This window comes from Leucobacter sp. L43 (assembly GCF_016597785.1).
GTDB classification, from domain to species: domain Bacteria; phylum Actinomycetota; class Actinomycetes; order Actinomycetales; family Microbacteriaceae; genus Leucobacter; species Leucobacter alluvii.
Window position 1 is genome coordinate 420,669 of the sequence record NZ_JAENJG010000001.1, and the last position, 15,064, is coordinate 435,732.

General features: G+C 67.6%; 15 protein-coding genes. 1 reads left to right on the plus strand and 14 read right to left on the minus strand.

Features of this window, described 5'->3' with window-relative positions:
• Positions 1-38: 38 nt before the first annotated feature.
• From era to JE033_RS02010, 8 genes are all read right to left on the minus strand, one after another.
• On the minus strand, positions 39-980 hold the full coding sequence (era, locus tag JE033_RS01975) for a GTPase Era (protein ID WP_090148546.1): 942 nt from the start codon (positions 978-980) through the stop codon (positions 39-41).
• Complete coding sequence (locus tag JE033_RS01980; protein WP_090148544.1) at positions 977-2,266, minus strand: hemolysin family protein; 1,290 nt, start codon at positions 2,264-2,266, stop codon at positions 977-979. The genes era and JE033_RS01980 overlap by 4 nt, the downstream gene beginning before the upstream one ends.
• A complete protein-coding gene (ybeY, locus tag JE033_RS01985) occupies positions 2,263-2,724 on the minus strand; it encodes an rRNA maturation RNase YbeY (RefSeq protein WP_090148542.1) in 462 nt (153 codons plus the stop codon). The genes JE033_RS01980 and ybeY overlap by 4 nt, the downstream gene beginning before the upstream one ends.
• The gene (locus JE033_RS01990) at positions 2,721-3,677 is read right to left on the minus strand and encodes a PhoH family protein (protein WP_234037196.1); all 957 of its coding nucleotides are present in this window, start codon (positions 3,675-3,677) and stop codon (positions 2,721-2,723) included. Before JE033_RS01990 ends, ybeY begins: the two co-directional genes overlap by 4 nt.
• Before the next feature lie 79 nt (positions 3,678-3,756).
• Positions 3,757-4,107, minus strand: a complete 351-nt coding sequence (locus JE033_RS01995; RefSeq protein ID WP_090148539.1) for an HIT domain-containing protein — start codon at positions 4,105-4,107, stop codon at positions 3,757-3,759.
• A 31-nt stretch (positions 4,108-4,138) separates the two neighbouring features.
• A complete protein-coding gene (locus tag JE033_RS02000) occupies positions 4,139-4,861 on the minus strand; it encodes a response regulator (protein WP_200329140.1) in 723 nt (240 codons plus the stop codon).
• Entirely contained in the window at positions 4,858-5,685 is an 828-nt protein-coding gene (locus JE033_RS14870; protein WP_200329142.1) for an ATP-binding protein, read from the minus strand. The genes JE033_RS02000 and JE033_RS14870 overlap by 4 nt, the downstream gene beginning before the upstream one ends.
• Complete coding sequence (locus tag JE033_RS02010) at positions 5,682-6,215, minus strand: hypothetical protein (RefSeq protein WP_200329144.1); 534 nt, start codon at positions 6,213-6,215, stop codon at positions 5,682-5,684. The genes JE033_RS14870 and JE033_RS02010 overlap by 4 nt, the downstream gene beginning before the upstream one ends.
• A 183-nt stretch (positions 6,216-6,398) precedes the next feature.
• Here JE033_RS02010 and JE033_RS02015 point away from each other — a divergent pair, with 183 nt between their 5' ends.
• Positions 6,399-7,787, plus strand: coding sequence for a cation:dicarboxylate symporter family transporter (locus JE033_RS02015; protein WP_200329146.1), 1,389 nt, complete (start codon positions 6,399-6,401; stop codon positions 7,785-7,787).
• A gap of 16 nt (positions 7,788-7,803) precedes the next feature.
• Here the strand turns inward: JE033_RS02015 and JE033_RS02020 are convergent, their stop codons facing one another.
• The 6 genes from JE033_RS02020 to lepA all read right to left on the minus strand — a co-directional run bounded on the left by JE033_RS02020 (position 7,804) and on the right by lepA (position 14,973).
• A complete protein-coding gene (locus JE033_RS02020) occupies positions 7,804-8,580 on the minus strand; it encodes a 16S rRNA (uracil(1498)-N(3))-methyltransferase (protein ID WP_200329148.1) in 777 nt (258 codons plus the stop codon).
• A 2-nt stretch (positions 8,581-8,582) separates the two neighbouring features.
• Complete coding sequence (dnaJ, locus tag JE033_RS02025; protein ID WP_090148524.1) at positions 8,583-9,686, minus strand: molecular chaperone DnaJ; 1,104 nt, start codon at positions 9,684-9,686, stop codon at positions 8,583-8,585.
• A gap of 54 nt (positions 9,687-9,740) precedes the next feature.
• Positions 9,741-10,778 (minus strand): heat-inducible transcriptional repressor HrcA, encoded by a 1,038-nt coding sequence (gene hrcA / locus JE033_RS02030; RefSeq protein WP_090148521.1) that lies wholly within the window; start codon positions 10,776-10,778, stop codon positions 9,741-9,743.
• A gap of 143 nt (positions 10,779-10,921) precedes the next feature.
• Positions 10,922-12,148, minus strand: coding sequence for a radical SAM family heme chaperone HemW (hemW, locus tag JE033_RS02035; protein ID WP_090148518.1), 1,227 nt, complete (start codon positions 12,146-12,148; stop codon positions 10,922-10,924).
• A 48-nt stretch (positions 12,149-12,196) separates the two neighbouring features.
• A complete protein-coding gene (locus tag JE033_RS02040) occupies positions 12,197-13,123 on the minus strand; it encodes a DUF1990 family protein (protein ID WP_234037052.1) in 927 nt (308 codons plus the stop codon).
• On the minus strand, positions 13,120-14,973 hold the full coding sequence (lepA, locus tag JE033_RS02045; protein ID WP_090148513.1) for a translation elongation factor 4: 1,854 nt from the start codon (positions 14,971-14,973) through the stop codon (positions 13,120-13,122). Before lepA ends, JE033_RS02040 begins: the two co-directional genes overlap by 4 nt.
• Positions 14,974-15,064: the final 91 nt, after the last annotated feature.

Below are 15,064 nucleotides of genomic sequence, written 5' to 3' on the forward strand. Positions count from 1 at the left end.
GCAGTCTGCCGGCTCAGTCGCCTGCCAGCCCGAGCGGATCAGTTGAAGCCGAGTTTGCCCAGCGCTTTCGGATCCCGCTGCCATTCCTTGAGCACCTTCACTCGCAGCGAGAGGTAGATGCGACGACCGAGCAGCGCTTCGATCTCGTGTCGCGCCCGCTCCCCCACGTCGCGCAGGCGCGAGCCGCGGTGGCCGATGATGATGCCCTTCTGGCTATCGCGCTCGACGTACAGATTCGCGTAGATCTCGAGCAGGCCGTCTTCCCGCTCTTCGCGATCCTCGACGGTGGCCGCCAGCGAGTGCGGGAGCTCGTCGCGAACCCCTTCGAGCGCCGCCTCGCGGATGAGTTCCGCGATCCGGTCGTCTTCGCCTTCATCGGTCGTCTGCTCGGCCTCGTAGAGCGGAGGCGAGATCGGCATCAATCCGAGCAGCACGTCTGCGAGGACGTCCAGCTGCTCGCGCGTCACCGACGAGATCGGCACGACCGCATCCCATTCGCGCAGTTCTCCGAGTCGCGTCAACTGATCGATGATCTCGCTGCTCGACGCTTCGTCGACCTTCGTCAGCACGGCCACCTTCTTGGCGCGAGGGAAATCGTTCAGTCGCGCATCGATGAAGCGATCTCCCGGCCCCAGTTTCTCATTCGCCGGGACGCAGAACCCGATCACATCGACGTCGCCGAGGGTCGCCTCGACCAGAGCGTTGAGACGCTCGCCGAGGAGGGTGCGCGGCCGGTGCAGCCCCGGAGTATCGACGATGATCAGCTGCCCGTCCTCGCGGTGGGCGATGCCACGTATGGCGCGACGCGTCGTCTGCGGTTTCGGGCTTGTGATCGCGATCTTCTCACCGACGAGGGCGTTCGTCAGCGTCGACTTGCCGACGTTGGGTCTCCCGACGAACGAGACGAACCCCGCGCGGTACCCGCTCTCCTGGGCATCGCCCTGCTCGGTACCGCCGTCGATGTGCTCCTGCTGGCTCATGCGCCGTCCTCTCCTTCGGTTTCCCCGATCCAACGCGCCTCGACCGTGAGCAGTCGCTGCCGACGGCGCTCCGTGTCGATCGCGGTCAATTCAATGCCCGCCACGACGACGGCGTCCCCCGGCTCTGGCAGACGTCCGAGGGTCTTGGCCACAAGACCGCCGACGGTGTCGACGTCCTCGTCTTCCAGTTCCAGGCCGAACAATTCGCCGAGTTCCCCGACCGATAGGCGCGCCCCGACGACGAACGACCCGTCTGCACGCATCGTCATCTCCGGTACATCGCGATCGTGCTCGTCCGAGATGTCGCCGAGCAGCTCCTCGATGAGATCCTCGAGGGTGACGAGACCTGAGATTCCGCCGTACTCGTCCACCACCAGCGCGAGATGATTGGACTCCCGCTGCATCTGACGCAGGAGATCGTCGGCTCGCTGGACCTCCGGCACGAAGATCGCCGGCTTCGCGATCCGCGTGATCGGCGCCTGCTCGGATTCCTCCGGCCGGCGCAGGACGAAGCCGCTCGCGTCGCGCAGATAAGCGATGCCGACGACGTCGTCGACGTCGCCGTCGACCACGGGCACCCGGGAGTGCCGCGAGGCGAGCAACTGCTCCAGCGCTTCGCGGACACTCTGATCAGCGTCGACCGTGATCATGTCGATGCGCGGAACCATGATCTCGCGCACCAGGGTCTCGCCGAATTCGACGAGGGAGTGGATGTAGTCGCGATCGTCGCTCTCGAGCACCGCTTGCTCCGCGGCCTGATCGACCATCGAGAGCAGCTGCTGTTCGTCTCGGATACGGCGGTTCGCACCGCGGCCCGGTGTCACACGATCGCCGAATCGCATGAGCCCCGATGCCAGCGGGCCGAGCAGCAGGCGGAGTCCGCGCAAGAGGGGCGCGGCGAAGCGGATGACGGCATCGGCGTGATGCGAGCCGACCGTGCGCGGGCTCGACCCGACGAGCACGAACGTCACCGCCGTCATCACGAGGGTGGCGATGACGAGTTCGAGCCAGAGCGTTTCGAGCGAGTATGCGAGCACGAGGGTGATGAGCACGGCGGACAGCGTCTCCGCGAAGACGCGGGTGAACCCGAGCGCGTTGGCGTGACGGCCCTCATCCTCGGCGATGGCCCGGATCGCCGCCCCCGAGCGCGGAGACTCGTCGGCCAATGCCATCAGTTCGGCCCGCGAGCGCACACCGAGCGCGGCGTCGGTGGCAGCGAGCAGCCCGCCGACGGAGAGCAGCACGACGGCTGCCGCGAGAAAGAGCAGTGCCAGGGGCAGGCTCATCGAGAGCGCTCGCGCATGGCGAAGGAGAGCAGCAGATCGCGCTGGAGACCGAACATCTCGGCTTCCTCCTCCGGCGTTCCGTGGTCGTACCCGAGCACATGCAGCATGCCGTGCGTGAGCAGCACGGAGATCTCCTGCTGCAGATCATGCCCAGCTGCCTCCGCCTGCACCTCCGCCACCTGCGGGCAGATGACGATGTCGCCGAGGAGGCCGGCCGGCGTCTGCGCATCGACCCGGCCGGGCCGCAGCTCATCCATCGGAAAGCTCAGCACGTCGGTCGGGCCGGGTTCGTCCATCCACTGCACGTGCAACCGCTCGATGGACGCCTCGTCCACGAACATCACGCCCACTTCGGTGTCGGGGTGCACGTAGAGCGACTCCAGCACGAACGCCGCGAGTCGCTGCACGCGGCCGACCTCGACCTCGATACCCGACTCGTTGTTGATCTCGACGCTCACGAGGCGTCTCCCTTCTGCCGCTGCGCGGACTGGTCGAACGCGCTGTAGGCGTCGACGATGCGACTCACCAGGTTGTGCCGGACGATGTCGTCGGAGCCGAGCTCGGCGAAGTGAATGTCTTCCACGTCGCCGAGGATGCGCTTGACGGCGCGCAGACCGCTGGTGGCGATCGGCAGGTCGACTTGCGTGACATCCCCGGTCACGACCATCTTGGAACCGTAGCCCAGTCGCGTCAGAAACATCTTCATCTGCTCGGGCGTGGTGTTCTGCGCCTCGTCGAGCACCACGAACGATTCGTTGAGCGTACGGCCGCGCATGTAGGCGAGGGGCGCGACCTCGATCGTTCCGCTCGCGAGCAGCTTCGGCACGACGTCGGCGTCCATCATGGATCCGATCGCGTCGAAGAGCGGCCGAAGGTACGGGTCGATCTTGTCTTCGAGCGTTCCGGGCAGGTATCCGAGTCGCTCGCCGGCCTCGACGGCGGGGCGGGTCAGGATGATCTTGGCCACTTCGCGTCGCTGCAGCGCCTGCACGGCCTTCGCCATCGCGAGGTACGTCTTCCCCGTTCCGGCCGGCCCGACGCCGAACACGATCGTGTGCGAGTCGATCGCGTCGACGTACGCTCGCTGGCCACGGGTCTGCGCCCGAACCGCATGCCCTCGCACGCTGACGATCGGCTCGCTCAGCATCTGCGCCGCCGTCGGCCCCTGTCCGTCATGCACCATTCGTGTCACTTCCTGCACATCGCGTCGCGTGACCGCACCGCTGCGCCTCGCGAGTTCGAGAATCTCTTCGACCACCTCTTCAGCCGAGCGCACGGCGCCGGCCGGGCCGCGCAGGGTCAGCACCTGATCCCGCGCATGGAACGTCACTTCCGGGTGCTGCGCCTCGAGGTCGGCGATCAGCTGATCCCGGTGCCCGAGGAACGAGGCGAGATCGACCCCCGCGAGCATCACCGTCCGCTGGAGCTCGGGATCGCCCGTGCGTGCGCTGTCACTCGCCCCCGTGGCGGACTCGGCATCAATCGGAAGTTCAGGAGGCACCGAGCGATCGCTCCTCGAGGTTGCCTGCCAGCAGGTGGGCGTGCACGTGGAACACCGTCTGGCCGGCGGTCGCCCCGCTGTTGAAGATCAAACGGTACTCGCCGTTGGCGTGCTCCTCCGCCAGACTCCGGGCGACAGCGACCATCTCGGCCAGCGTCTCGGGCTCGGCGGCGGCCAGTTCGGCGACGTTCGCGTACGCCGTCGATTTCGGAATCACGAGGATGTGCACCGGTGCCTGCGGGCTGATATCGGGGAACGCGAGCACCCGATCGGTTTCCGCGAGGATCTCGACGGGGATCTCGCCGGAAACGATCTTCGCGAACACGGTGTCTGCTGCCATGGTTCCAGTGTAGACGCTGGCGGCCGCGGGGTCAGTGCCGCTCGACCTCGGCGTTCCAGAGGTACTCGGTTTGCGGGCGGCCACGAGCGCCGTACCGGGCGCGCCGCTCGGCTCGGCGGATCTCCGCGAGGTACTCCAGATACCGTCGGCTGACTTCTCGCGAGATCCCGAGTCGCCGTGAGATCTCGTGGGCGGTGCAGGTCCCGCAGGATCGAAGCGCGGAAGAGACCTGCTCCAGGGTGTGCGTCGCGAGCCCTTTCGGCAACGGCGTGGTCTGGGCCGTGCGCAATGAGGCGAACATCCCGTCGACGTCGTGCTGCGTCGCCGTGCGACCCGCGGCCAGAGACCGACGGTGATACTCGCGGAACGCCTCGATCCTGGCTTTGAAGAGCGGGTAGGTGTAGGGCTTGATCAGATACTGCACGGCGCCCAGCGCCACCATCTCCCGCACCACCTCGACGTCGCGCACTCCGCTGACCGCGATGACGTCCGTGCGCACGCCTCGCGCACGGACGTGGCGGAGTACATCGAGACCGGTGCCATCGGGCATCGTGACATCGAGCAGTGCGAGATCCGCGCGATGCGTCGAACGTGTGAGAGCGACGACGGCAGCGCGCGCACCGGAGCACTGTGCGACGACTTCAAACCCGCCCGCTCGCGCCAGGTGCGCACGATGGAGTTCGAGTGCGAGCGGATCATCGTCGACGGTGATGACGCGAATCGGCTCGCACCCGTCGCGCACGCTGCTCGTCATGGGCGTGCTTCCGGAGGGGAGCCCGGGGGCGTCGCGGGCGCTGCGGTCGATGCCGCGCGTCGGGGCGAGCGCTCCGTGCGCGCTGACGGCAACCGCACGGTGAACGTCGTCGGAGATTCACGGGCGATGATGGTGCCGCCGCATTCATGCACGATGCGAGCGACGAGCGCGAGTCCGACGCCCCTCCCCTCCACCTCGCGGTCGGTCGATAACCGCTTCGTCGAGACGCCCCACTCGAACATGCCGCTTCGAGCTTCACCGGAGAAGCCATCACCCGAATCCGAGACGTCGATCACTCCCTCGCCAGGAGCGCCCGCGCGCATCCGCAGCGCGACCTCTCGGGAGCGAATGCTGCTCGTCGCGGCCGCGTCGATCGCATTGTCCAGCAGGTTGCCGATGACGGATATGAGTTCCATCGCCCCGATCGGAAGATCCGGGAGCTCCGGGTCGATATCGACGGCGATGGAGACGCCCCGCTCGGCGGCCTGCGCCGTTTTGCCGACGATCAGTGCGCTGACGGCCGGTTCGAGCGCGTCAGGCGCCGCCACGAGGTCGGCCAGTTCCTGGCTGCGATGCGCCGTCGCCGCGAGCATCTCGACGGCCTCGTCCTTCCGCCCCAGTTCGAGCAGGGCGATCGCGGCGTGCAGGCGGTTCGCGTGCTCGTGGGTCTGCGCCCTGAGCGATTCGCTGAGCGTCCGCAGCGAATCGTGAGAGATGATCGCGTCGCGCACCGCTTCGGCCGACAGGTCGCCGGTGATGCGGCGTGTGATTCTTCCGGCTCCGAATGCTGCGACGCCGCCGGTCACGGCGAAGGCTCCGCTCACGGCAAGGGCGAGGGGAATCCGCGTGAGATCTCCTGAGCGACCGAGGTCACGGTGATTCCGACCGATACCCATCCGATCGTCGACCCGGATGGCCCAGCGACCGGAGCGATCGTGCGGATCGACGGGCCGAGCGTCCCCGTCCAGCGCTCGGTGAAGCGCTCCGGCCCGTCCGGTATGGTGCCGCGGTACCGTTTCCCGATCTCTTCCGCATCGGGGTGCGTGAACCGTCTTCCCCTGGCATCCATCACCGTGACGTAGCTCACTCCGACGTCCCGTCGGAGCTCCGACATCCGCTGCTGCAGGGCTGTCACTCGTTCTGATTCGATCGGCCCCGCCAGCGCCTCAGCAGTTTCGGGCGCCGCGGCGATTGCGACTGCCAGAGCCTGGGTGGCGCGCTCAGTACGCCGGTACTCGGCCCGCCGGCTATCCCACATGAGGACTGCGGTGACGATGACGCTCACGGTGAGCGCTCCGCCGAGCAGGATGACGAATACGCGCGACGTCGCGCTCGATGGTCGACCGTGACTCATAGGTCACATTGTCGCACGGTTACGTCGAGCCGGGCACGCGCTACCGCTCGATTGCAGGTCCGATAAGCCCGAAACGCCCGGGCACCGCGCGAGCGGCTTAGCGTGATCAGCGCATCGCGGTGCTGCCGGAGGGGCACGCCGGATGCGATCGACATGGACAACGGCGTTCTCAGAAGGAGCAGCATGGCCGCGACAGCACTCACCGGATCCCGATCGGCACCGCGCAAACCCCGCCGGAGGGGGTGGGACAAACACACTTGGCTCTACGTCGCCGTGATCGTCGCGGTCGTGCTCGGAGCCGTGATCGGGCTCGTGGCGCCCGATTTCGCCGTCGGTCTCGAACCACTCGGCAAGGCATTCGTCGGACTCATCAAGATGATGATCGCGCCGATCATCTTCTGCACCATCGTCATCGGCGTCGGCTCCATCGCCACGGCCGCGACGGTCGGAAAGATCGGCGGGCTCGCCCTCGCCTACTTCATGACCATGTCCACCTTCGCTCTGGCGATCGGCCTGGTCGTCGGCAATTTGCTCCACCCGGGAACAGGCCTCGACATGCAGGGAGCGGAGTACACGGTCACGGGCGAAAGCAGCAGCACACAGGATTTCGTGCTCGGCATCATCCCGACGACGTTCTTCTCCGCGTTCACGGGCGAGAGCGTGCTCCAGGTCCTCTTCATCGCTCTCCTCACGGGTTTCGCGCTCCAGGGCCTCGGCGAACGCGCGACGCCCATCATGGACGCCATCAAGCACCTGCAGACGCTGGTCTTCCGCATTCTCAGCATGATCCTCTGGCTCGCCCCGCTCGGAGCATTCGGGGCCATCGCGGCTGTCGTCGGGAAAACCGGGATCGCAGCGATCTGGAGTCTCGGAGTGCTCATGCTCGGCTTCTACATCACCTGCATCGTCTTCATCGTCGGAGTGCTCGGTACCCTGCTCTATGCGGTCACGCGCGTCAACATCTTCGCAGTCATGAAGTACCTCGGACGCGAGTACCTGCTCATCGTGGGCACGTCGTCATCCGAATCGGCCCTGCCGCGGTTGATCGCGAAAATGGAACACCTCGGAGTCTCGAAACCCGTCGTCGGCATCACGGTGCCCACGGGGTACTCGTTCAACCTCGACGGCACCGCGATCTACCTGACCATGGCCTCGCTCTTCATCGCCGCCGGAATGGGCGACCCCATGAGCCTCAGCGAGCAGATCGGGCTGCTCGTCTTCATGATCATCGCTTCGAAGGGAGCCGCCGGTGTGACGGGCGCGGGACTCGCGACACTCGCGGGCGGACTGCAGGCGTACCGGCCTGAGCTCGTCGACGGGGTCGGCGTGATCGTCGGCATCGACCGCTTCATGTCGGAAGGGCGGGCGCTCACCAACTTCACCGGCAACGCTGTTGCGACGCTGCTCCTCGGATCATGGACGAAGCAGGTCGATATGCAGCGCGTGCATCGAGTGCTCCGCGGGGAGGCGCCATTCGATGAGACGACCCTCACCGGCGACAATCACGGCGCCTCGGCCGGCTCGGATTCCCACGCACGCGTCGAGGCGGATCCTCGCTTCCGGCGGCGCTGATCAGCGGCGGCCCGGCTCACCAGCGCTGGAACGCCGCATTCAGCACCGCGAGCGCAGCGGGACCGGCGGAGGACGTTCGGAGCACCGTGTCGCCGAGGAGCAGGATCGATGCTCCGGCTTCCTCCAACCCGTCGAGCTCGTCGCCGGCGAACCCGCCCTCCGGTCCGACGACGAGCAGCAGCTCATCGGCCGGGTGCGCGGATTCGGCTGCGGACCGCGCCCACGTCGAGACCCGAGAGGTGCCGCGCGGGTGCAGCACGACGACCGTCTCCTGCTCGCGGCTCGCGATCTCGCGCAACCCGTCGAGCGAAACCGGCTCGCGCACTTCGGGAATGCGCGCGCGCATCGATTGCTTCGACGCCTCTCGCGCGACGCGCCTCCACTTCGCGAGCCCCTTCGCGATCTTCTCCTGGGCACCGGAGCCATCCCAGCGGGAGACGGAACGCGCGGCCTGCCACGGCACGATGGCATCGACGCCGAACTCGGTCGCCTGCTCCACGGCTCGCTCGTCTCGGTCGCCCTTCGCGAGCGCCTGCACGAGCACCAGACGCGGACCGGCGGGCGGCGCTGACGGAACGACGCGATCGATGCGCACGGTGAAGCGATCCTTCGCGACCGACTCGACCGCGCCCTCCCCCAGTGCGCCGGCACCGTCGCCGATCGCCGTCCGCTCGCCGACGCGCAGGCGGCTCACGCGAACGGCGTGACGTCCCTCATCACCGCTCACCTCGACGAGCGACCCCGGAACGATGTCGGAAGCGTCGAGGTCTTCGCGGTAGTAGAGGTTGGCCACGCTCAGCCCTGACGGAAGAAGCGGTCGCGAATCTTGCCGAAGAAGCCCTGATGGAATTCGCCGAGGTGCGGAGCATCGTCCTTGCGCAGCGACGCGAGCTGCCGCACCAGATCCTTCTCCCGATTCGAGAGCTTCGTCGGCGTGGCGACCTGCACGGCGATCTTCAGATCACCGCGCGTCGTGCTGCGCAGTCCCTGGATCCCGCGACCGCGAACCGTGAGCATGTCTCCGGATTGCACCCCCGGCTCGACCTCGACCTCGACCTCGCCGTCGAGGCCCGCGAGCTTCGCATCGGCGCCGAGAATCGCATCGGTCATGGAGAGCTGCATCGTGCACAGCAGATCATTGCCGTCACGGCTGAAGATGTCGTGATGCATCACGCGGAACTCGATGAACAGGTCGCCGTTCGGCCCGCCACCGGGGCCCACCTCGCCGCCGCCGCGCATCTGCAGGCGCGTGCCGGTGTCGATGCCGGAGGGAACCTCGATGGGGAAGGTGCGGCGCTCGCGCACGCGCCCCTTGCCCGCGCACTGCACGCAGGGATGCTCGATGATGGTGCCGTACCCCTGGCAGCTGCCGCACGGGTGCATGGTGACCACATTGCCGAAGAGCGACCGTACCTGGCGCTGCACCTGTCCCTGACCACCGCAGACGTCGCAGGTGACGGGATGCGTGCCCGGCTGGCAGCAACTGCCCTGGCAGACTTCGCAGAGCACCGCCGTGTTCACGGTGATCTCGCGCTGCGTGCCGAAGATGACGTCTTCGAGCGAGACGTCGACCCGGATCATCGCGTCGTCTCCGCGCTCCGAGCGCGAACGCGGACCGCGCTGACCCGCACCGCCGAATCCGGCGCCGCCGAAGAAGGTCTCGAAGATGTCGCCGAACCCGGCGGCGCCCCCCTGCGAGCCGCCCATGTCGTAGTGCTGCCGCTGCTCGGGGTCGCTCAGCACGTCGTACGCATGCGTCACGCTCTTGAACTGCTCGGCCGCGTCCTCGCTCGGGTTCACATCCGGGTGCAACTGGCGTGCCAGCCGCCGGTAGGCCTTCTTGATCTCTTCGGCGCTCGCTTCGCGGGAAACGCCGAGGGTCTCGTAATGATCGGCCACGCTATATCGCTCCTCAGGTAGGGGGTGTCGTCGGGTGGGCAGGAGGAGCGGCGGCTACCGCTCCTCCCCCAAGAATCGGTTGAGGTAGCGCGCGATCGCGCGCACTGTGGCGATGTTGCCGGCGTAGTCCATACGCAGCGGCCCCAATACGCCGAGTTTCGAGATCGCGATGCCGTCCTCGTACTTCGACGCGATGATCGAGGTCTCTGAGAGCCCGTAGGCCTCGTTCTCACGACCGATCGACGCCGAGACATCGCGGTCGTCGTGCACCAGCTCGCCGAGAAGTCGAAGCAGGGTGACCTGCTCCTCAATGGCTTCGAGCACGACGGGCAGCGATCCGGCGAACTCGCCATCGGGTCGGGAGAGGTTCGCGGCGCCAGCAACGGCGATGCGGTCATTGCGGTTGGCCTGCAATTGCCCCGACACCACCGCGAGCACGCGGCGCACGAGATCGGACTCGTCTGGTTGCGACCAGAGCGGCAGATCCTCCACGAGACGCGTCACCGCACCCGCAGCCGTCTCGACGTCGCTGCCCACCGCCGCATCGGCGATGCGCTGCCGGAGGCCGTGCACCCACGCCTCCGTGACGCGCGAGGCCGGAAGGAGGGCCACCTGCTGCTCCACCACTCCGCTGCCGAGAATCAGGACGCTGAGCACCCGATCCTCGCCGATCGCGACGAGGTCGATGTGACGCACGACCGTGCGGCGCAGCGACGGGTACTGCGCGACCGCGACCTGGTTGGTGAGCTGGGAGAGCATGCGCACCGTGCGCGCCATGACGTCGTCGAGATCCGACGACTCGCCGAGGAAGCGCTCGATCGCGGATCGCTGCGCCGAACTCAACGGACGAATGCGTGCGAGCGTGTCGACGTAGAGCCGGTACCCCTTGTCCGTCGGCACGCGGCCCGAGGACGTGTGCGGCTGCGCAATGAGCTCGTCTTCCTCGAGCAGGGCCATGTCATTGCGAATGGTCGCTGCGGAGACGCCGAAGCTGTGGCGGTCGACGATCGCCTTCGACCCGACGGGCTCGTTCGACGACACGTAATCGCCAACGATCGCGTGCAATACCGCGAGGCTGCGCTCCGAAACCATCGCCCCTCCTGACCCTGGCACTCACTTGTTCCGAGTGCCAAGTCTAGCGCAGGCACGGTGGCATGCGACCGCTACCGCTCCCAGCGAACACGGCCGTGCGAGGGGTCCATGAGCGGCGCCCCACAGCCCCGACGGGGATGGGATCAGCCGCCCAGCAGTCGGTGCACGACGGTGTCGGCGAGCAGTCGCCCGCGCAGGGTGGGAACGAGGCGTCCGGCGATCGCGGCCCTCCCGTCGAGGAGCCCGTCCGCGATGAGCTGCGGGATCGAGCGACGTTCGTCGGCGCTCAGCACGTCAGCCGGAAGCCCGTCGACGATCCTGGTCTCGAGCAGGATGCGCTCCTCTCTCCGGGCCTCCTCCGACAGGGTCTCGCGCGAATGCGCGGGCGAGACGCCCTGCGCCATGCGCTGCGCGTATGCGCCCGGATGCTTCACGTTCCACCACCGCACTCCGCCCACGTGGCTGTGGGCTCCGGGGCCGGCCGCCCACCAGTCCTCACCCGTCCAGTACGAGAGATTGTGGCGCGACCGCGTCTCCGGCGAGCGCGACCAGTTGCTGATCTCGTACCAGGAGAAACCCGCCTCGGCGAAGCGGGCGTCGGCGAGCTCGTACATATCGGCGTGCAGGTCCTCGTCGGGGGCGGCGACCTCCCCGCGTCGGATCTGCGCGGCGAGCTTCGTGCCGCGCTCGATGATCAGCGCGTAGGCCGAGATATGGTCGGGCTCGCAGGCGAGCGCTGCGTCGATCGAGCGCTCCCAATCGGCGAGGCTCTCGCCCGGCGTGCCGTAGATGAGATCGACGCTCACCTGGAGCCCGGCATCGCGCGCCCACTGCGTGACCAGCGGCACGCGCTCAGGGGTGTGCGTGCGGTCGAGCGTCGCGAGCACGTGCGGCACGGCGGACTGCATGCCGAAACTCACGCGCGTGAATCCCGCATCGGCCAGTGTTCGCAGGTACTCGGCGTCGACCGAGTCGGGATTCGCCTCCGTCGTCACCTCAGCCCCGTCGGCCAGCCCCCACTCCGCCCGGATGCGCCCGAGCATGCGAGCGAGATCGTCGGCCGGCAGCAGCGTCGGCGTGCCCCCGCCGAAGAACACGGTCGATACCTGCCGTTCCGGAAGCCCGGCGAGTCGCAGCACGCGGCCGCCCAGGGTCAGCTCCTGCTCCACCTGCGCGGCGTAGTCGCCCCGCGAGGTGCCGCCGAGCTCACTGGCCGTGTACGTGTTGAAATCGCAGTATCCGCATCGCACTCGGCAGTACGGCACGTGCACGTACACGCCGAAGTTGCGGGCATGCGCGCCGACCGCGACCTCGGGTGGGAGCGCGCCGTCCTCCGGGGCGGGGTCTCCCTCAGGCAGTGCGCTCGGCACGGCGGTCTCCTGATCCTGCGTTCCACTCGGGGCAGAACAGCCCCCTCATCACGACCGTCTACTGGGTCGGCGCTGGTGAGTCGGGCCGTTCGCGTCGGCGCCCGGCAGATGGCCGGGGGCGTCGTCTTGCTCCGCGATCCCATCCGACGTCTGCACAGGCTCAACCTCGGGCTCGGCCACAACCTCAGGCTCGGGCTCGGGCGCAGCCTCGGGCTCGGTCGCCTGTACAGGCTCCGGCACAGCCTCAGGCTCGGCATCCGGCGCCGCATCGACAGCTGGCTCCGCCGCGGGGGTCTCCGCCTGCACGGCCGGGCCGAGATCCGGAACGGGCTGAGCACCGGGAGCGAGCGCGGCGATCCCGCGCTTGACGGCATCGAGCGCGGCACGGACGTCGGCGCGGCCGCGCAGGCCGAGCAAACCGTTCTTCGGCGCTGCGACGAACCCGCGGGCGACGGCCCACACCGTGTCGTCGGCGCGGAACTCGATCAGGAAGAGCTGCTCGCCGACAGCGCCGGCTTCGTCACCGGTCCCCCACGCGAACCCGACGCGGCGCTCCTCGTCCACGGTGTACACCACGAGCACGTTTCGGGGATCCTGCCCCTCGAAGTGCAGCACCGCGGTGGTTCCCGCGACGATGTACGGTTCGCCGTCTGGGCCGAACTGCTCCTCGACCTCACCAGCGGCCTCCGGCATTCCGTCACCGTTGAAGCTCGGGCCCACGTATTCCGAACCAGCGCCTCGAACGATGTCGGTCACACGCACGCCGGATCCGCGCTGCGCGCCCCAGGTCATCAGCAGGCTGGACGCGATCAAGAATCGCTCCTGGCCGCTTCCGAGGCGGAGCTCCTCCTCGTACGGGGTCATGCCCTCGGGCGGGAACCGAACGATGTCGGGGTCTTTCGAAGCTCCGACGGCCGCATAAGCGACCGGCATCTCCACGTGGCTGCTGCGGCGGGCCGGCTGATCCTTGCTCATCGCTTGCCCCCTTCCTTCCCCTCCACATCCCCGGAGAGCGCGGCGATGAAGGCCTCCTGCGGCACCTCGACGCGGCCCACCATTTTCATGCGCTTCTTGCCCTCTTTCTGCTTCTCGAGCAGCTTGCGCTTGCGACTGATGTCGCCGCCGTAGCACTTCGCCAGCACGTCCTTGCGGATCGCGCGAATCGTCTCGCGGGCGATCACGCGCGCGCCGATCGCGGCCTGGATCGGCACTTCGAACTGCTGGCGCGGGATGAGCTTGCGCAGGCGTTCGGCCATCATCGTGCCGTACGAGTACGCGTTGTCGCGGTGCACGATCGCGCTGAAGGCGTCGACAGCTTCGCCCTGTAGCAGAATGTCCACCTTCACCAGGTCCGCCTCCTGCTCGCCCATCGGCTCGTAGTCGAGGCTCGCGTAGCCCTGGGTGCGACTCTTCAGGTGGTCGAAGAAGTCGAAGACGATCTCGCCGAGCGGAATGCTGTAGCGCAGCTCGACGCGCTCGCCCAGGTACTCCATTCCCAGCAGATTGCCGCGGCGGCTCTGGCAGAGCTCCATGATCGCGCCGACGTAGTCCTTGGGCGCCAGAATGGCCGTCTTCACGACGGGCTCGCGCACGCTCGAGATCTTGCCATCGGGGTACTCCGACGGATTCGTCACGGTGATCTCGCGCCCGTCGTCGGTCGTGACCTGGTAGATCACGCTCGGAGCCGTCGCGATGAGGTCGAGATCGAACTCCCGCCGCAGGCGCTCGGAGATGATCTCGAGGTGGAGGAGCCCGAGAAATCCGCAGCGGAATCCGAAGCCGAGAGCCACTGAGGTCTCCGGCTCGTACTGCAGCGCAGCGTCTTCGAGCTTCAGCTTGTCGAGCGCCTCGCGCAGCACGGGGTAGTCGCTCCCGTCGAGCGGGTAGAGCCCCGAGAAGACCATCGGCTTCGGGTCGGTGTAGCCGGGCAGCGCCTCGGTCGCAGGCTTGCGCTTCGCGGTTACCGTGTCCCCCACCTTGGAGAGCCGCACGTCTTTCACACCCGTGATGAGGTAGCCCACCTCGCCGACGGCGAGTCCCTTCGTCGGCGTGGGCTCGGGTGCCGATACGCCCACTTCGAGGGCTTCGTGCTCCGAGCCGGTCGACATCATCTGCACCTTCTCGCGCGGCGACAGATTGCCATCGATCATGCGCACATAGGTGACGACACCGCGATACGGGTCGTAGACGGAGTCGAAGATCATCGCGCGCGGCGGCCCATCGGCGCTGCCGACCGGAGCCGGGATCCGATGCACCACGCTGTCGAGCAGTTCTTCGACACCGGCGCCGGTCTTCCCCGACACCTTCAGGATGTCTTCGGGACGGCCGCCGATGAGGTCGGCGATCTCACGCGAGACGCGCTCGGGATCGGCCGCAGGCAGGTCGATCTTGTTGAGCACCGGAATGATCTCGAGATCGTTCTCCATGGCGAGGTAGAGATTCGCGAGCGTCTGCGCTTCGATGCCCTGCGCGGCGTCCACGAGCAGGATCGCCCCTTCGCACGCCGCGAGCGAGCGCGAGACCTCGTAGCTGAAGTCGACGTGCCCCGGGGTGTCGATCATGTTGAGCGCGAAGTCGCCCGCATCGGTCGCCCAGTGCATGCGCACCGCCTGCGACTTGATGGTGATGCCGCGCTCGCGCTCGATATCCATGCGGTCGAGGTACTGCGCGCGCATCTCGCGATCGGGAACGGTGCCCGTCACCTGAAGCATGCGGTCGGCCAGGGTCGACTTCCCGTGGTCGATGTGCGCGATGATGCAGAAGTTGCGAATCTTCGCGGGGTCGGTCGACGCCGGTACTGGAGGGTTCAGGCTGCGTGGAGACATTGTTCGCAATTATCGCACGCGCGGGAGCGGGTTCGTGCGCCGGACACGACGCCGCATTCCCCGAGTCCGGCCGTTCCTGCGAGAATATGCA